This window comes from Sphingomonas adhaesiva, assembly GCF_002374855.1.
GTDB classification, from domain to species: Bacteria; Pseudomonadota; Alphaproteobacteria; order Sphingomonadales; family Sphingomonadaceae; genus Sphingomonas; species Sphingomonas adhaesiva.
Genome location: NZ_NWVC01000005.1, coordinates 205,869 through 223,380, shown reverse-complemented (window position 1 = coordinate 223,380; position 17,512 = coordinate 205,869). Strand labels below are relative to the sequence as shown.

Here is a 17,512-nt window from a genome sequence, read left to right as displayed (position 1 = left end):
CTGCCTGTCACACGGTCCGGGCGCCTGTCAGGCGACCCCCGCGGTCAGCGCCTTCAGGTCCGCCATCGGGCGCGCGCCGAAATGCTGGATCACCTCCGCGGCGCAGATCGCGCCCAGCGTCAGCGACGCTTCCAGCGACTGCCCCCGCGCCTGCCCGTGGAGGAAGCCGGCGGCGAACAGGTCGCCTGCGCCGGTGGTGTCCACCACCTTGTCGATCGACTGCGCGGGCACCGACACGCGCGCATCGCCCGCGATCGCGCACGCGCCGCGCTCGCTCAGCGTCACGACGACCAGCGGCACCTTGTGGCGCACCGCGTCGATCGCCGCCTCGACGTCGCCCGTCTCGGTCAGCGACATGATCTCCGCCTCATTGGCGAACAGAACGTCGATCAGCCCCTGGTCGATCAGGTCGTGGAACGCCGCGCGGTGGCGGTCGATGACGAATTCGGCGGACAGCGTGAACGCCACCTTGCGCCCCGCGGCGCGCGCCACCTCGATCGCGGCGCGCATCGCGGCGCGCGGCTCCTCCGGGTCCCACAGATAGCCTTCGAGATAGAGGTAGCGCGCATCGGCGATCAGATCGCGGTCCAGCGCCGCTTCCGGCAGGTAGTGCGAGGCACCCAGGAAGGTGTTCATCGTGCGCTGCCCGTCGGGCGTCACGAAGATCAGGCAGCGCCCCGTCGTCGGCGCACCGGCGCGCGCGGCGGTGTCGAAACGGATGCCCGCGGCGCGGATGTCGTGCGCGAACACCGCGCCCAGCTGGTCGTCGGCGACCTGCCCGATGAACGCGCATTCGGCGCCCAGCGCGGCCATGCCCGCGATCGTGTTCGCCGCCGAACCGCCCGACACCTCCTGCCCCGGCCCCATCTTGCCGTACAGCGCGTCGGCTTCCTCGGGGGAGAAGACCAGCGCCATCGCGCCCTTGGTCATGCCGTTATCGGCGATGAAGGCGTCGGTCGCGGGGGCGATGATGTCGACGATGGCATTGCCGATCGCGACCACGTCGTAACGGGGTTCGGTCAAGGATGTGATCCTGGCTGGGAAAGCGTAAGCCCGCCCGCGTAAAGCGCCGCGTGCCCTTGCGCAACCGCGTCGCGCGGCGCAACGCTGGCGGGCGATGATCCGCGCGTTCTTCCTGGCCGTCGGGCAATTGGGCGATCCGCCGGTGCGCCGCGTGCTGGCCGCCTCGCTCGCGATCACGCTGGCGATCTTCGCCGCCCTGGGCGGTGCCTTGTGGTGGGGGATCGACGCGCTGCTGGCGAACGTGGCGTGGCATGGCGCGCTGGCCGGCGTGGCGGCGACGCTGGTGACGGTGCTGGCGCTGTGGCTGCTGTTCCGCGCGGTCGCGATCCTGGTGGTCGGGCTGTTCGCGGACACGATCGTCGCCGCGGTGGAGCGGCGCCATTACCCCGATCGCCTCGCCAGCGCGCGCGCGGTGCCTTTCCACCGCGGGCTGGCGATGGGCGCCGGATCGGCGGCGCGGTTCGTGGGCGTGAACCTTTTGATGATGCCGGTCTATGTCGCGCTGCTGGTGACCGGCGTGGGCACCGCGGCGGCGTTCTTCGTGGTCAATGCCTGGCTGCTGGGGCGCGACCTGACCGACATGGTGGCGGCGCGCCACATGGACGCTGCGGCGATGCGGGGCTGGCGCGCGGCGACCGCCGGGCGGCGGTTCGCGCTGGGGCTTGCGGGAACCGCCCTGTTCGTGGTTCCGCTGCTCAACATCCTGGCGCCGGTGATCGGCGCCGCGATGGCGACGCACCTTTACCACGGGACCGACCGATGAAACCGCAGCCGCGGGCCAGCCTCCTGATCCTGCCGTTCGCGCTGGCGCTGCTGGCGGGCTGCGCCACCACCGGCGCGTCGGGCGGCGCGGCGCGCGCGCCGCTGATCCCGATCCCGCAGACCGGCCTTGGCAACGTCGTCGGGCAGGATGCCGCCGCGCTGGTGCGCCAGTTCGGGCAGCCCGATGCCGACGTGCGCGAAGGCACCGCGCGCAAGCTGCAGTTCACCAGCGCGATCTGCGTCATGGACGCCTATCTCTATCCGGCGAAAGCGGGCGCGGAGCCACGCGTCACCTGGGTCGACACCCGCCAGCGCGACGGCAGCAGCATCGACCGCGCCAGCTGCGCCGCCGCGATCGCGCGCCGCACCGGCGGCAAGTAAGCGATTGGCGCGGCGCGGCGGCGCGGCTACCACCGCGCGCTGGGCAGTCAAAAGGGGCGCTACGTGTCATCCCATCCGTCAGCCGTCGTCGCCGACGGCCTGGTGAAGCGATTCGGCGACCGGCGCGTCGTCGATGGCGTCGACCTGGTGGTGCCGCGCGGCGCGATCTACGGCGTGCTCGGTCCCAATGGCGCGGGCAAGACCACGACGCTGCGCATGTTGCTGGGCATCATCGAACCGGACGAGGGCGAGCGCATCCTGCTGGGCGCGCGCCACCCGCGCGATGCCGGCGACCGCGTCGGCTATCTGCCCGAGGAGCGCGGCCTCTATCCCGCGATGAAGGCGCGCGAGGCGATCGCGTTCATGGGCGCGCTGCGCGGGCTGGACTGGGCCACCGGGCGCGCTCGCGCAGCGGAGATGCTGGAGGCCGCCGGGCTGGGCCATGCGGCGGACGAGAAGATCCGCAAGCTGTCGAAAGGCATGGCGCAGCTGGTCCAGCTGCTCGGCTCGGTCGTCCACCGCCCCGACCTGATCGTGCTGGACGAACCCTTTTCGGGGCTGGATCCGGTCAACCAGGAACGGCTGGAGGCGCTGATCCTGGCCGAGCGCGATCGCGGCGCGACGATCCTGTTCTCCACCCATGTCATGGCGCATGCGCAGCGGCTGTGCGACCGGCTGGCGGTGATCGCGGGCGGCCGCCGCCGGTTCGAAGGGACGGTGGACGAGGCGCGCGGGCTGTTGCCGCCGCAGGTCCGCTACGTCCCCCATCATGCCGATACGGCGCTGGCCGGGCTGCTGCCCGCCGATGCCGCGCGCGACGGCGACGGCTGGCGCTTCCAGCTGCCGGCGGAGGGGATCGAGGGGCTGCTGACGCGGCTGATCGCGGCGGGATACGGCATCGCCGGCCTCGCCATCGAACGCCCCGGCCTGCACGAGGCGTTCGTGCGCATCGTCGGCGAGGCGGCGGCCGCCGCCACCCCCGCCCCCGCGACGGAGCGCGCCGCATGACCCCGTTCCGCCGCCACCTGCGCCAGACGCTGACGATCGCGCGCCGCGATTTCACCGCGACGGTCTTCACGCCGATCTTCCTGCTGTTCCTGTTCGCGCCGGTCATCATGCTGTCGTTCAGCCTGATCGGCGGACTGGGCGCGGCCAATGCGACGCGCGGCACCGCCGCCAAGCAGCGGTTGGTGCTGCTGCTGCCCGTCGACGACGTGCGCGCGGTGATGGCCGCCGACGCGCGCCAGCGCAGCTTGCGCGACGACGATCGCGCCCCGCCGCGGCTGATCCCGCATCCGGTGACCGGGGACGCCGCGCAGGAAGCGCGCGCGATGCTGGAAGGGCGCGGCGCGATCGGCGGCCTCAGCGTCGCGGCCGTACTTCACGGCCCGCTCGACCGCCCCGTCGTCACCTATGCCGCCGGCGACCGGGACGGGGCGCGCTACCTCGCCGGGCTGGCGCGCGACGCCGCGCTGGTGCGCCGCGCCGGCGCCCCCGCGCTGGCCGAACCGGTGCTGGAACGCATCGTCACCGCCGCGCCATCGGCGGGCGGGCGCGATGCGTCGGCATTCGGCGCCGTCTTCGGCATCTTCTTCCTGACGCTGTTCCTGTCGGGCCAGGTCGTCGGCACCATGGCGGAGGAACGCAACAACAAGGTGATCGAGGTGCTGGCCGCCGCGGTCCCGCTGGAAAGCGTGTTCCTGGGCAAGCTGCTCGGCATGTTCGGGGTCGCGGTGCTGTTCGTCGCCTTCTGGGGGACGCTGGTCAGCCAGGCGGGGGCGTTCCTGCCCGGCGACATCGGCGCGGGGCTGCGGCAGCTGTCGCCCGCGGTCGGCGCGGGGCCGTTCGCGCTGCTGTTCGCCGCCTATTTCGCGACCGCCTATCTGCTGCTCGGCTCGATCTTCCTGGGCGTGGGCGCGCAGGCATCGACGATGCGCGAGATCCAGATGCTGTCGCTGCCGGTCACCATCGTGCAGGTGGCGATGTTCGCGCTGGCATCGGCCGGCGCGTCCGATCCCGACGGCTGGCTGGCGATCGCGACGCAGCTGTTCCCGCTGTCATCCCCCTACGCCATGGCCGGCCGCGCCGCCGCGCTGCCCGCGCTGTGGCCGCACGCGCTGGCGCTGCTGTGGCAATTGGTGTGGGTCGCGATCTTCATCACGGTCGGCGCGCGGCTGTTCCGCCGCGGCGTGCTGCAATCGGGCAGCGCCCGGCCCGCATGGCGGCGACTGTTCGCGCGCGGAGGGACGCAGTAACCCCATTGACACCAGTGTCAGTTAGGTTTCTTCTCGCAACCAAAAGAGGAGAGTGACCATGGCGACCCTGGCCCGGGAAGTGACCCAACCCGTCGATCCGTTCGACGTCAGCCGGCCCGACATCTATCGCGACGACACCTGGCACGAACCGTTCCGCCGGCTGCGCGCCGAGGCGCCGGTGCACAAGGTCGCCGATTCGGATTTCGGCCCCTATTGGTCGGTCAGCACGTACAAGCCGATCGTCGAGGTCGAATCGCTACCCGATCTCTATTCCTCGGAAGCGAACGGCTTCACCATCTCGCCGATCGCCTCGGACGAGGTGCGGATGCCGATGTTCATCGGCCGCGACCGCCCGATCCACACCGCGCAGCGCCGCACCGTCGCCCCCGCCTTCACCCCCAGCGAAATGGTACGGCTGACCAAGAACATCCGCGACCGCAGCGCCGAGGTGCTCGACACGCTGCCGTGGAACACCGGATTCGACTGGGTCGAGCGCGTATCGATCGAACTGACGACGCAGATGCTGGCGATCCTCTTCGACTTCCCCTGGGAAGACCGCGCGAAGCTGACCATGTGGTCCGACTGGATGGGCGACATCGAACTGGCCAAGAGCGAGGAACTGCGCCAGCAGCGGCTCGAGAAGATCTACGAATGCGGCGCCTATTTCCAGAAACTGTGGGCGGCCAAGGCGGGCGCGGCGCCGACCCCCGACCTCATCTCGATGATGATCCATTCGGACGCGATGAGCCACATGGAACCCAATGAGTTCATGGGGAACCTCATCCTCCTGATCGTCGGCGGCAACGATACCACGCGCAACACCATGTCTGGCCTCGTCTACGCGCTCGATCAGTTTCCGGCCGAGCGGGCAAAGCTGGAGGCGGACAGCGCGCTGATCCCCAATGCCGTCAGCGAAATCATCCGCTGGCAGACCCCGCTCGCGCACATGGCGCGCACCGCGCAGCAGGACACCGAACTGATGGGGCAGCAGATCGCCGCGGGCGACAAGGTGGTGATGTGGTACATCTCCGCCAACCGCGACGAAAGCGTGTTCGGTCCCAACGCCGACGATTACCAGGTCGATCGCCCCAATGCCCGCCGCCACCTGGCGTTCGGCCACGGCATCCACCGCTGCGTCGGCGCGCGGCTGGCGGAACTGCAGGTCGCGATCCTGCTGGAGGAGATGGCGAAGCGCCGGATGCGCGTGAACGTCACCGGCGCGCCCGATCGCGTGGCGGCGTGCTTCGTCCACGGCTATCGCCACCTTCCGGTAGAAATCTCCCGTTATTGAAGGGGTTGGCCGGCCCATAGGTCGGCCACCCTGTCTCTTTTTTGCAACGCCGCCGCGGCGTGTTGCAGCGCCGAACGATAAGACTCGCGACTGTCACGGGAACGACATATTCCCGGCGCAGTGGCGCGCCCAACGGCAATAGCCCGCGCGCTGCGAGCCAGGGGCCAAAGGGGACAGAATCGATGCGAAACAACCTTTTCGTGGGCGTGGCCGCGGTCGCGCTCATCGCGCCGGCAGCCGCCATGGCGCAGGAAACCACCTCCACCATCCGCGGCACCGTGACGTCCAACGGCGCACCGGTCGCGGGTGCGACGGTCGAGGTCGTCAATGTACCGTCGGGCACGCGCTCCACGCTGACCACCGATGCGAACGGCAGTTTCACCGCTACCGGCCTGCGCGCAGGCGGCCCGTACTCGGTGACGGTGCGGGCGGGCGGTTACTCGGACACCACGATTACCGACATCAACACGATCGCTTCGCAGTCCTTCGACCTGCCCGTCGAACTGACCGCCGAAGGCGGCGCCTCCGACATCGTCGTCACGGCCTCGTCGATTTCCAGCGCGCGCACTGTCAGCCAGGGCCCGGCCAATGTGCTGACCGCGACGAAGATCGGTACCATCGCCTCCGTGAACCGCGACATTCGCGACCTGATGCGCCGCGATCCGTTCGCGCGCCTCGATGAGCAGACCGGCAACGGTCGTGCTGTCAGCTTCGCCGGGCAGAACGCGCGCTTCAACCGCTTCACCGTCGACGGTGTGCCGATCACCGACAATTTCGGCCTGAACCCGGACGGCTTGCCCAGCCGCCGCTCGCCCATCCCGCTCGACGCCATCGGCCAGTTCCAGACCAAGGTCGCGCCGTATGACGTGCGTGAAGGAAATTTCCAGGGCGGCGTCATCAACGTTATCCTGAAGTCGGGCACCAACGAATTCCACGGCACGGGCTTCTATTCGCGCTCGTCCGACGGGCTCAGCGGCGACACCACGAAGGCGGGTCCGGGACGCGCGACCGATTACATCGCGACCCCGAAGTACAAGTATGAGAACTACGGCGCGGAACTTTCCGGCCCGTTGATCAAGGACAAGCTGTTCTTCATGGTCGCCGGCGAACGCGTTCGCGCACCGCGTCCGATCGCTGAAGGTCCGGTCGACAACAACGCCGGCAACAGCATTTCCAGCCTGACGCAGGCGCAGGTCAACCAGATCAGCCAGATCGCGCAGTCGCGCTACGGATACAGCACGGGTGGCGTCGTCAACAGCAACCAGGACAAGGACGATCGCCTGGTCGCGCGCCTCGACGCCAATCTGTCCGATACGCAGCGGCTGGCAGCGACCTACTCGTACTCGTCAGACTCGATCGTCTTCACCAATAACACGGTGACGACCCCCGGATCGCAGAGCCTCGGCCTCGCCTCGAACGCCTATGTCTCGGGCAACAAGCTGCATGTCGGCGTGGTTCAGCTCAACTCGCAATGGTCGGATGACTTCTCGACCGAGGCACGTGGCTTCTACAAGAAGTACACCCGCATCCAGGATCCGCTTCAGGGCCGCGGCTTCGCCGAGTTCCGCGTCTGCGCAGCGCCCACATCGGATCGGACAGCCCCCGGTGCGGCCGGTGCCGCGGCCTCGGTAACCTGTAATCCGAACTACGCCACGGTGGCGTTCGGACCGGACGTATCGCGCCAGACCAATGCACTGCGCACCGAAACCTGGGGCGGCGCATTCCAAGCCCGATTGACGCGCGAAGGTCATGACCTGCGGCTGTTCACCGACATTCAGCATGTCGATGTGTTCAACGCCTTCCTCAGCAACTCGAACCCGCGCGGCGGCACAACCGGAACCTATTATTTCGACTCGATCGCGGACTTTCAGGCGGGCAATGCGCAGCGCTTCGGCTATACCAACGCAACGCCGGTTCCGAACCCCGACCTCGCGTCGGCAGCGTTCAAATACTGGCAGTATGCCTTCGGCGTGCAGGACGTCTGGGCTGTCACCCCGACGCTCAATGTCGCCTATGGCATGCGTTACGACCTTTACGGCAGCAAGAGCCGCCCGTCGTTGAATCCCGCCTTCATTGGCCGCTACGGCTTCACGAATGCTGAATTCCTGTCCGGTCGCGGGCTGTTCCAGCCGCGCTTCGGTTTCGACTGGAAGCCCGGGCGGGAACTGAGCGTGCGCGGCGGCATTGGTATTTTCGGTGGTGGCGCGCCGGACGTTTACACGTCGAACAGCTTTTCGAACACCGGCATCCTGTCGAACACCGTCGACATCCGCCAGTTGAATGACGGCAGCTACGTCGGCAACCAGACGTTCCCCGCCAATTTCGACCCGCGCAGCGTGTTGACCAACGTCAACGGCGCGACGATCCCGGCGTCGGCCAACACCTACCTCGCGGGCGGTGTTCAGGCGGCGGCGACCAACGCGGTCGATCCCAAGTTCAAATTGCCTTCGCAGTGGCGCGGCACGTTGTCGGTCGATTTCACTCCGGAAGTACTGGGCGGCGGCTGGACCTTCGGCGGCGACTTCTTCTGGTCCAAGGTGCGCGACCAGGTGTTCTTCACCGACATCCGCTCGGTGCCGACGGCGGCTCGCACACCGGACGGCCGTGTTCGCTACACGTCGCTGACGACGTTTAACGACTCGCTGAACGACATCCTGCTGACCAACACGTCGCGTGGCCGCAGCTACGTTGCGGTGGCGCGTGTCAACAAGTCGTTCGACTTCGGGCTGTTCGCCGGAGTCAGCTATACCTATCAGAACATCAAGGATCAGGCGCCGGCGACCTCGTCGACTGCCGGGTCGAACTATGCCAACGGTGCGTTCGAAGACGCCAATGGCGCTGCCTATGGCGTTTCGAACGATCAGGTCCGTCACAACATCAAATATGACCTGACGTTCGATCACGCCTTCTTCGGCGACTACAAGAGCACCCTGTCGCTCTTCGGCGAAACCCGCATCGGCCGCCCCTACAGCTACACGATGCAGGACACGTCGAGTGGCCGTAGCGCAATTTTCGGCACGACCGGCTCGTCGTCGCGCTATCTGATCTACGTGCCCACGGGCATTGATGATCCGCGGGTTTCGTACAACAGCGCCACGACGGCACAGACGTTGGATGCGTTCTTCCAGTCATCCGGGCTGGCGAAGTACCGGGGCAGCATCGCACCGCGCAATGCCTTCAACTCGAAGTGGTTCACACGCATCGACCTGCACGTTGCGCAGGAAATTCCGACGTTCGTCGGCAATTCCCGCATCCAGATTTTCGCCGACATTGAGAATTTCACCAATTTTCTCAACAAGAACTGGGGTCAGGTCCGGGAATATTCATTCCCTTACACCGCAGTCGCGGCGCGCGTGACGTGTCTTACCGCCGCCACTCCGACCGGCACCGCGGGCACCTCGGCGACGAACACCACGCAGCCGTGTGCGCAGTATCGGTACTCGCTGCCGAACGCGACGCCTACGGACACCGTATTTGCGTCGCCGTCGCTCTATACGATCCGCATCGGCGCACGCTTCAGCTTCTAAGCTGCGGCGCCCACCGGGCACCATCAACACGAAGGCCGTCGCCCCACCCCGGGGCGGCGGCCTTCGTCGTTTTTGCACCGGGCGGCGCGGCGTTGTAGAGAGGCGGGCGATGGCAACGTCACCCGCTCCCGCCGGCCCCGCCCCCGTCGCCTCGACCGGGGCCGCCGCCGCCCGCCCGCCCGCCGCGACCGGCTATGTCTCCGCCGCGGGGCAGCGCCCGCTGTTCGTGCGGCCGTTCTTCGAGGACAAGTCGCGCGCCTTCTGGAAACTGCAGGCCGCGGGGTGGAGCGGCTATCTGATCCTGCGTTCGGTATCGTCGCTGTCGGGCAATTTCTCGCTCCAGACGATCGTGCCCGTCATCGTCGAATCGATCGTCGGCTATTGCATCACGCTGCTGCTCTCGACGCTCTACGGCTATTACCGCTCGCTGCCGCGCGTCACCGGCATCATGCTGACGATCTTCACGCTGGCGGCCGCGACGTTCCTCTACGCGCTGCTCGACGCCTTTTCGTTCAGCTTCATCAAATTCGCCGCGCCCGGCGTCGACCTGTCGCTGCTGCTCGGCACCCTGTTCCTCAACTTCACCGTGCTGGCGGGCTGGTCGGCGCTGTATTTCGGGATCAATTTCTACCTGATCGTCGAGGACCAGATCGACCAGATGGAGCATCTGGAGAACCAGGCGTCGTCGGCGCAACTGGCGATGCTGCGGTACCAGCTGAACCCGCATTTCCTGTTCAACACGCTCAATTCGATCTCGACGCTGGTGCTGCTCAAGCAGACCGAACGTGCCAACGCGATGCTGAGCCGGCTGTCGTCGTTCCTGCGCTATACGCTGGCCAACGAACCCACCGCGCACGTCACCGTCGCGCAGGAGGTCGAGACGCTCAAACTCTACCTCGAGATCGAGAAGATGCGCTTCGAGGACCGGCTGCGCCCGAAGTTCGAGATCGATCCGGCCGCTGAGAAGGCGCGCCTGCCGTCGCTGCTGCTCCAGCCGCTGGTCGAAAATGCGATCAAATATGCCGTCACCCCGCAGGAGGACGGCGCCGAAATCTGCGTCACCGTTCGGCTCGTCGGCGACAGGGTGCTGCTGGGCGTATCCGACACCGGCCCGGGTTTGATGCCGACGAAATCGCGGCCATCCCTTTCAACCGGCGTGGGTATCGCCAATATCAGGGAGCGGCTGGCGCAGGCCTATGGGCCTGATCACCGCTTCGATGTGCGTGCCATGCCGACGGGCGGGTTCGGGGTCGAGATCGAGATCCCGTTCCAGCTCGAAGTACCGAACAGAGAGGTGTGATGACCATTCGTACCATCCTCGTCGACGACGAGCCGCTTGCCATCCAGGGGCTGGAGCTACGCCTCGCGGCGCACGACGACGTCGAGATCATCGCCAAGTGCCAGAACGGGCGCGAGGCGATCAGCGCGATCAAGACCCATAAGCCCGACCTCGTCTTCCTCGATATCCAGATGCCCGGTTTCGACGGCTTTTCGGTGGTGCAGGGGCTTTTGGACGTCGAACCCCCGCTGTTCGTGTTCGTCACCGCTTATTCCGATCACGCGATCCGCGCGTTCGAGGCGCAGGCGACCGATTATCTGATGAAGCCGGTCGAGGAGGCGCGGCTCGCCGACACGCTCGACCGCGTGCGCCAGCGCCTGTCGGAACGGCAGAGCGTCGGCGAGGCGGAGAAGCTGAAGGAAGTGCTCGCCGAACACGCACCGGAGGCGGCGGCGGAGATCGGCGACGGCAATGCCGAACAGCCCAATGCCAGCCGGTTCGAGAAGATGATCAACATCAAGGATCGCGGGCAGATCTTCCGGGTCGACGTCGACACGATCGAGCGGATCGATGCGGCCGGCGATTACATGTGCATCTACACCGGCGACAACACGCTGATCCTGCGCGAGACGATGAAGGACCTGGAAAAGCGGCTCGACCCGCGCCGGTTCCAGCGCATCCACCGCTCGACGATCGTCAACCTCGACCTCGTCAAGCAGGTGAAGCCGCACACCAACGGCGAATGTTTCCTGGTGCTCGATTCGGGCGCCAGCGTGAAGGTCAGCCGCAGCTATCGCGACGTGGTGGCGCGCTTCGTCCATTGACCACCGACCTGCCGATCCGGGTTTCCGCACTCTACCGCTTCGCCCGCCTCGACGATCCGCATGGCGTACGCGCCCCATTGCTGGCGGTCGCGCGCGATGCGGGCGTCCGGGGCACGCTGCTGCTGGCGCATGAAGGCGTCAACGGTACGATCGCGGGCGCGCCGGACGCGCTCGACCGCGTGATCGAACACGTCCGCGCGCTGCCGGGATGCGCGGACCTGTCGCTCAAGCACAGCTGGTTCGCCGCCAATCCCTTCCACCGGCTCAAGGTGAAGGTGAAGCGCGAGATCGTGACGATGGGCGTGGCGGTGGATCCGCTGGCGGACGCCGGCACCTATGTCGCGCCCGCCGACTGGAACGCGCTGATCGCCGATCCCGAAACGCTCGTGATCGACACGCGCAACGATTACGAGGTCGCGGTCGGCACCTTCGCGGGTGCGGTCGATCCGGGCACCGCCAGCTTCGCCGATTTCCCCGCCTGGTTCCGCGCGCATCGCGAGGAGCTGCTGGCGGGCAAGCGGCGGGTGGCGATGTTCTGCACCGGCGGGATCCGTTGCGAGAAATCCACCGCCTTCCTGAAGGGTGAGGGGGTGGAGGCGGTCCACCATCTCGACGGCGGTATCCTGCGCTATCTGGAGGAGGTGCCCGCGGCCGACAGCCTGTGGGACGGGGAATGTTTCGTCTTCGACCAGCGCGTGGCGGTCGGCCACGGGCTGGCACCGGGCACGCATCTGCTGTGCCACGCCTGCCGGATGCCGGTCGGCCCCGCCGACCGTGCCTCGCCGCTCTATGTCGAGGGGGTCAGCTGCCCCGCCTGCCACGCCACCCGCGACGACGCGCAGCGCGCCGCCGCCGCCGAACGCCACCGTCAGCAACGCCTCGCCGAAGCACGCGGCGAGGCGCATGTCGGGCGCTGCTTCGACTAGCGCGCGCACTGCCCCCAACTTCCTATCGCCGCCGCCTCAGCGAACGCGGGACCTTTGAAGAGGTCGGTACTCCTGCCGCTCCCCTCCGTCACCCCGGACCCTTCGGTTTCGCTCAGGAGAGCCTTGTTCCGGGGTCCACTGTGCCGCGAAATCAGGCGCTTGCCCGTGTGCGGAAACGTGGATGCCGGAACGAGTCCGGCATGACGGCGTGGGTTTTGCAAAGGTCCCGCGAACGCTGGGGTTTCCCCTGGCGAGGGAGCAACGCCCGCCCAACAGCAGATCCCGGCCTCCGCCGGGATGACGTGCGGTGAAACGCCCCCCCCGCCCCACCTTCCCGATCCCGCCGCAATGCGGTACAGGGCCGCGCATCATGCTCAACCTCAACGGCATCACCGTGCGCCTCGGCGGGCGCACGATCCTCGACAGCGCCAGCGCGGCTCTGCCGCCGGGCAGCCGCGTCGGGCTGATCGGGCGCAACGGCGCGGGCAAATCGACGATGGTGCGCGTCATCGCCGGCCTGCTGGAGCCGGACGACGGCACGCTCGATATGCCGCGCGGCGCGCGCATCGGCTATATCGCGCAGGAGGCGCCCGCCGGGGACAGCACGCCGTTCGAAACGGTGCTGGCCGCCGACACCGAACGCGCCGCGCTGTTCGCAGAGGCGGAGGGGTGCGAGGACATGGACCGGCTGGGCGACATCCACGAACGGCTGATCGCGATCGACGCCCATGCCGCCCCCGCCCGCGCCGCGCGCATCCTGGTCGGCCTGGGTTTCGACGAGGAAGCGCAGCAGCGTCCGCTCGACAGCTTCTCGGGCGGGTGGAAGATGCGCGTCGCACTGGCCGCGCTGCTGTTCTCGCAACCCGACCTGCTGCTGCTCGACGAACCGTCGAACCACCTCGATCTGGAGGCGGTGATGTGGCTGGAGGATTTCCTCAAATCCTGTCGCGCGACGATCGTGGTGGTCAGCCACGAACGCGATTTCCTCAACAACGTCGTCGACCACATCCTCCACCTGCAGGGCGGCAAGACGACGCTCTACGTCGGCGGCTACGACGCCTTCGAACGCCAGCGCGCCGAACGCATGGCGCAACTGGCCGCGGCGAAGGCCAATCAGGAGGCGCAGCGCGCGAAGCTGCAGGATTATGTCGCGCGCAATTCCGCCCGCGCCTCGACCGCGAAACAGGCGCAGAGCCGCGCCAAGATGCTGGCGAAGATGCAGCCGATCGCGGAAATGGCGAACGATCCGACGCTCAGCTTCGATTTCCCCAATCCCACCGAATTGCGCCCGCCGCTCATCACGCTCGACCATGCCAGCGTCGGCTATGGCGACACGCCGATCCTGTCGCGGCTGAACCTGCGGCTCGATCCCGACGATCGCATCGCGCTGCTGGGGCGCAACGGCAACGGCAAGACGACGCTGGCGCGGCTGCTGGCGGCGCAGCTCGCGCCGCTCGACGGGCACATGTCCGCCACCGGCAAGATGAAGGTCGGTTACTTCACCCAATATCAGGTGGAGGAGCTGGACCCCGACGACACGCCGCTGGCGCACATGACGCGCACGATGACCGGCGCGACGCCCGCGGCGGTGCGCGCGCAGCTGGGCCGGTTCGGCTTTTCGGGCGACCGCGCGACCGCGCGCGTCGGCACCATGTCGGGCGGGGAGCGCGCGCGGCTGGCGCTGGCGCTGGTCACGCGCGAGGCGCCGCATCTGCTGATCCTCGACGAGCCGACCAACCACCTCGACGTCGATGCGCGCGAGGCGCTGGTGCAGGCGCTCAACGCCTATACCGGCGCGGTGCTGCTGGTCAGCCACGACCGCCATATGGTGGAATTGACCGCCGACCGGCTGGTGCTGGTCGACAAGGGGCAGGCGCGCGAATTCGACGGCACGCTCGACGATTATATCGCCATGGTGCTGGCCGGCGAGGGCAAGCCGGCGGGCGGCAAGGGCAACAAGAAGGACGATCGCCGCGCCGCCGCCGAGCGCCGCGAAGCGGACAAGGCGCTGAAGAAGCGCGCCCGCGACGCCGAGGCGGAAGTGGCGAAGCTGACCGAGGAACGCAGCGCGATCGACCGCGCGATGTTCGATCCGTCCAGCGCCGACCCGAAGCTGTCGAAACTGACGATGACCGACCTGATGAAGCGCCGTGCCGAACTGTCCGAACGGATTGAGGCGGCCGAGGCGCTGTGGCTGGAGGCGAGCGCGGCGCTGGAGACGGCATAACGCGATGAGACGCCGCCCCAGCGAAAGCCGGAGCCTCCCGCGGCTTGGCGGCTGCGCCAGCCCCACAAAGATCCCAGCCTGCGCTGGGATGACGTAAAGGGACACAGTCCCCCCGCCGCGTCGCCCCAGCGCAGGCTGGGGCCTCCCGCGACGGGCGCGCCCCGCCCGCCCCATGACGTTCCAGCCTGCGCCGGAAGACGCCCCGACGGGAGTGTACGCCATTCCGGGGGACTGGCCATGCCCGCGCGCGCATGCCATGTACCGCCTTTGCGCGGGGGGCCGCGCCGGTCATCGAATCCGCGGAATCATCACCAGAATGCAGAGATTTCTCATCGGCGTCGCGGGCATTGCCGTCATCCTCCTGCTGGCGGTGCTGCTGTCGGCGGATCGTCGTGCGATCCGGCTGCGCATCGTCGGCAGCGCGTTCGCGCTCCAGATCGTCATCGCGATCGTCGTCCTCTACTGGACGCCGGGGCGCGCCGCGCTGGCGGGGGCGTCGGCGGGCGTGTCGGCGCTGCTCGGCTATTCGCAGCGCGGCACCGAATTCCTGTTCGGCAAGCTCGCCAGCCCGGACATCGGCGGGCAAAGCTTCGCGATCGCCGCGCTGCCGGTCATCATCTTCTTCGCCAGCCTGGTGTCGATCCTCTATTATCTTGGCGTGATGCAGCTGGTGGTGCGCTGGATCGGCGGCGCGATCGAGAAGGTCATCGGCGCCAGCAAGGTCGAAAGCCTGTGCGCCGCCGCCAACATCTTCGTCGGGCAAAGCGAATCGCCGTTGGTGATCCGCCCCTATCTGGCGGGGCTGACCCCGGCGCAGCTGTTCACGGTGATGACCAGCGGCATGGCCGGCGTCGCGGGGACGATCCTCGCGGCCTATGCCTCGATGGGGATCCGCATCGACTATCTGCTCGCCGCGAGCTTCATGGCCGCGCCGGGCGGAATCCTGATGGCCAAGATCATCATGCCCGATCGCGTCATGCCGCCGGAGGGCGAGCTGCCGCTCGGCGACCTGCCCGACGAGGATCAGCAGATCGCGCTGGCCGAGGCGCGGATCAGCGGCCGCGGCCCCGCCGCGCTGCTGCCCGAAGGCACGCCGGGCGAACCGCTTCCCGAGGCGACGCACGACGAGGAGAAGCCCGCGAACCTCATCATGGCCGCCGCGCAAGGGGCGCAGACCGGCGTGCGGCTGGCGGTGGCGGTCGGCGCGATGGTGCTGGCGTTCGTCGCGCTTGTCGCGCTCGCCAACGGGCTGCTGGGCGGGGTCGGATCGTGGTTCGGCCACCCGGAACTCAGCTTCCAGGGGCTGCTCGGCTATGTCTTCCAGCCGGTGATGTACCTGCTCAACGTGCCGTGGGACGAAGCCGGGATCGCCGGCGGGCTGTTCGGGGAGAAGATCGTCCTCAACGAATTCGTCGCCTATATCGACCTGGGCAAGCAGGCCGCGCAGCTCAGCCCGCGGACGATCGCGATCGTCACCTTCGCTCTGTGCGGCTTCGCCAATTTCTCCTCGATCGCGATCCAGATGGCGGTCACCGGCAGCCTGGCGCCCAACCAGCGGCCGACGATCGCGCGGCTGGGGCTGCGCGCGCTGGCGGCGGGCAGCCTGGCGAATTTGATGAGCGCGGCGCTGGCGGGGCTGCTGATCGGCTGACGCCCATCGGTCAGGGCGCGGTGCCGGTCAGTCGCGCTCGATCGTGAGGTACACCAGCGTCTGCGTCAGCAGGATATAGGCGATTTCCCCGAACGACATCGGCCCGGTGACGTCGCCGGTGTGCCTGCCCTCCAGCCCGGCGTAATTGTAGTTGAGGATGCAGTTGCAGCCGAACGCCAGGTCGCCGGTGCGCGGCGCGATCTGTGCCGCGAACGCGCGTTCGTAATCCTCCACCGGCGCCGCGAAGCGATAGATGGTCCCCGGAAAGGCGGGCGCGAAGAACGTCACCCGCCCGGTCGCCGCGTCGATGTTGGCGATCGCGACGTTGATCATCGCGCCATTGTAGTCGGCGACCAGCGGCAGGCGTGTGTCGATCCCCTGTTCGGCGAGATGATCGACCAGCCGGCGGCGTACCCCGTCGACGTTGACATGCTCGACGGTGAACCCGCCGTCGCCCTCGTCGAACGTCAGCGCCGGGCCGTCGGCCTGGGTGAACAGGTTGACGATATCGACGCGCGCATGACGATCGTCGGGCAGCGCGACATGCATCACCACCGCGCGGTCGGCGCTGGCGGTCGCGGTCGCCCCGTCGAACACCCTGGGCGTGTCGATGCCCACCTGGTCGAGCGCCACCCCGGTGACCCAGCCGACCAAAGGTCGCCGGAACAGCCCCGGCCACTCGATCGCGTGCAGCGCGAAGTCGCGGTGCACCTCGCTCTGCGACGGCATCAGGATCACCGTATAGCCGTTGTCCGGCCCCGTCGCGTCCAGCCGCGGCAGCGCGTCGCGGTCCAGCAGCCCCTGCCAGTGGACGCTGGCCCCCTGCGGCAGCCGCTGGACGAACAACCGCTCGCGGTCGAACGTCCCGCCCGCCTCCGCGGTCATGAAATAGGGGATCGTACCGCCGATCCAGCGCCCGGCGGGCAGCGAGGCGAGCAGATGCTCCTCCCCCGCCAGGATCAGCGCCTCGCCCGCCGCGATCATCGCCGCCACCGCGTCGCGGTCGAACAGCGAGCGTTCCAGCCCCGCCACGGTCATCGCCCCGTCCCCCCGAAAATGTTGCGATAATCGTCGCCCGCGAAACGCAAATTGTCGCGGAAGAAGGCGCGCAGTTCCTCAACCACCGCATCGGGGTGGGGCATCGCGCGCACATAGTCGCCCTTGAGCCGGATCATCAGGATCCGCAGCGCCAGACAACGGTACGCCGGTTGCGTCCGCCCGGACAGCAGCGCATGCCATCGCTCGTCGCCTGCCGGCGCGATCTGCACCGATCCGGTCATCCATCTTCTCCTGTCGGTCGCTCGCGACGTACCACGCGATCCGTCAATCAATCGTGAAGAGTCCGTCTGGCGTCGCACGCCCCGCG

Annotated in this window: 14 protein-coding genes; 11 read left to right on the top strand and 3 right to left on the bottom strand. The window is 68.1% G+C overall.

Translation table 11 applies throughout. From position 1 onward, the window contains the following. Positions 1-27: 27 nt before the first annotated feature. Positions 28-1,023, bottom strand: a complete 996-nt coding sequence (locus COA07_RS12220) for an adenosine kinase (protein ID WP_066712990.1) — start codon at positions 1,021-1,023, stop codon at positions 28-30. Between the two features lie 94 nt (positions 1,024-1,117). Between COA07_RS12220 and COA07_RS12215 the strand changes: the two genes are divergently transcribed. From COA07_RS12215 to COA07_RS12165, 11 genes are all read left to right on the top strand, one after another. Further along, positions 1,118-1,786, top strand: coding sequence for an EI24 domain-containing protein (locus tag COA07_RS12215; protein ID WP_066712987.1), 669 nt, complete (start codon positions 1,118-1,120; stop codon positions 1,784-1,786). Beyond that, positions 1,783-2,166 carry a hypothetical protein gene (locus COA07_RS12210; protein ID WP_066712983.1) on the top strand — a complete coding sequence of 128 codons (384 nt, stop codon included), beginning with the start codon at positions 1,783-1,785 and terminating at the stop codon, positions 2,164-2,166. The genes COA07_RS12215 and COA07_RS12210 overlap by 4 nt, the downstream gene beginning before the upstream one ends. A 63-nt stretch (positions 2,167-2,229) precedes the next feature. Beyond that, positions 2,230-3,174: an ABC transporter ATP-binding protein gene (locus COA07_RS12205; protein ID WP_066712980.1), complete on the top strand. Its 945-nt coding sequence runs from the start codon at positions 2,230-2,232 to the stop codon at positions 3,172-3,174. Next, positions 3,171-4,421 carry an ABC transporter permease gene (locus COA07_RS12200; protein ID WP_096641094.1) on the top strand — a complete coding sequence of 417 codons (1,251 nt, stop codon included), beginning with the start codon at positions 3,171-3,173 and terminating at the stop codon, positions 4,419-4,421. The genes COA07_RS12205 and COA07_RS12200 overlap by 4 nt, the downstream gene beginning before the upstream one ends. Before the next feature lie 58 nt (positions 4,422-4,479). After that, positions 4,480-5,712, top strand: coding sequence for a cytochrome P450 (locus COA07_RS12195; RefSeq protein WP_066712168.1), 1,233 nt, complete (start codon positions 4,480-4,482; stop codon positions 5,710-5,712). A gap of 182 nt (positions 5,713-5,894) precedes the next feature. Then, on the top strand, positions 5,895-9,239 hold the full coding sequence (locus tag COA07_RS12190) for a TonB-dependent receptor (protein ID WP_066712166.1): 3,345 nt from the start codon (positions 5,895-5,897) through the stop codon (positions 9,237-9,239). A 109-nt stretch (positions 9,240-9,348) separates the two neighbouring features. Next, positions 9,349-10,539 (top strand): sensor histidine kinase, encoded by a 1,191-nt coding sequence (locus tag COA07_RS12185; RefSeq protein WP_096641092.1) that lies wholly within the window; start codon positions 9,349-9,351, stop codon positions 10,537-10,539. After that, positions 10,539-11,342 carry a LytR/AlgR family response regulator transcription factor gene (locus COA07_RS12180; protein ID WP_066711150.1) on the top strand — a complete coding sequence of 268 codons (804 nt, stop codon included), beginning with the start codon at positions 10,539-10,541 and terminating at the stop codon, positions 11,340-11,342. The genes COA07_RS12185 and COA07_RS12180 overlap by 1 nt, the downstream gene beginning before the upstream one ends. Then, on the top strand, positions 11,339-12,268 hold the full coding sequence (trhO, locus tag COA07_RS12175) for an oxygen-dependent tRNA uridine(34) hydroxylase TrhO (RefSeq protein WP_245842142.1): 930 nt from the start codon (positions 11,339-11,341) through the stop codon (positions 12,266-12,268). The genes COA07_RS12180 and trhO overlap by 4 nt, the downstream gene beginning before the upstream one ends. Positions 12,269-12,638: 370 nt before the next feature. Next, on the top strand, positions 12,639-14,495 hold the full coding sequence (locus COA07_RS12170; RefSeq protein WP_066711148.1) for an ABC-F family ATP-binding cassette domain-containing protein: 1,857 nt from the start codon (positions 12,639-12,641) through the stop codon (positions 14,493-14,495). A gap of 316 nt (positions 14,496-14,811) precedes the next feature. Further along, positions 14,812-16,146: a NupC/NupG family nucleoside CNT transporter gene (locus tag COA07_RS12165; RefSeq protein WP_066711143.1), complete on the top strand. Its 1,335-nt coding sequence runs from the start codon at positions 14,812-14,814 to the stop codon at positions 16,144-16,146. A gap of 27 nt (positions 16,147-16,173) precedes the next feature. Here COA07_RS12165 and COA07_RS12160 read toward each other — a convergent pair whose 3' ends face one another. Further along, positions 16,174-17,184: a DUF6976 family protein gene (locus tag COA07_RS12160; protein ID WP_066711141.1), complete on the bottom strand. Its 1,011-nt coding sequence runs from the start codon at positions 17,182-17,184 to the stop codon at positions 16,174-16,176. Beyond that, a complete protein-coding gene (locus COA07_RS12155; RefSeq protein ID WP_066711139.1) occupies positions 17,181-17,426 on the bottom strand; it encodes a hypothetical protein in 246 nt (81 codons plus the stop codon). The genes COA07_RS12160 and COA07_RS12155 overlap by 4 nt, the downstream gene beginning before the upstream one ends. Positions 17,427-17,512 lie beyond the last annotated feature (86 nt).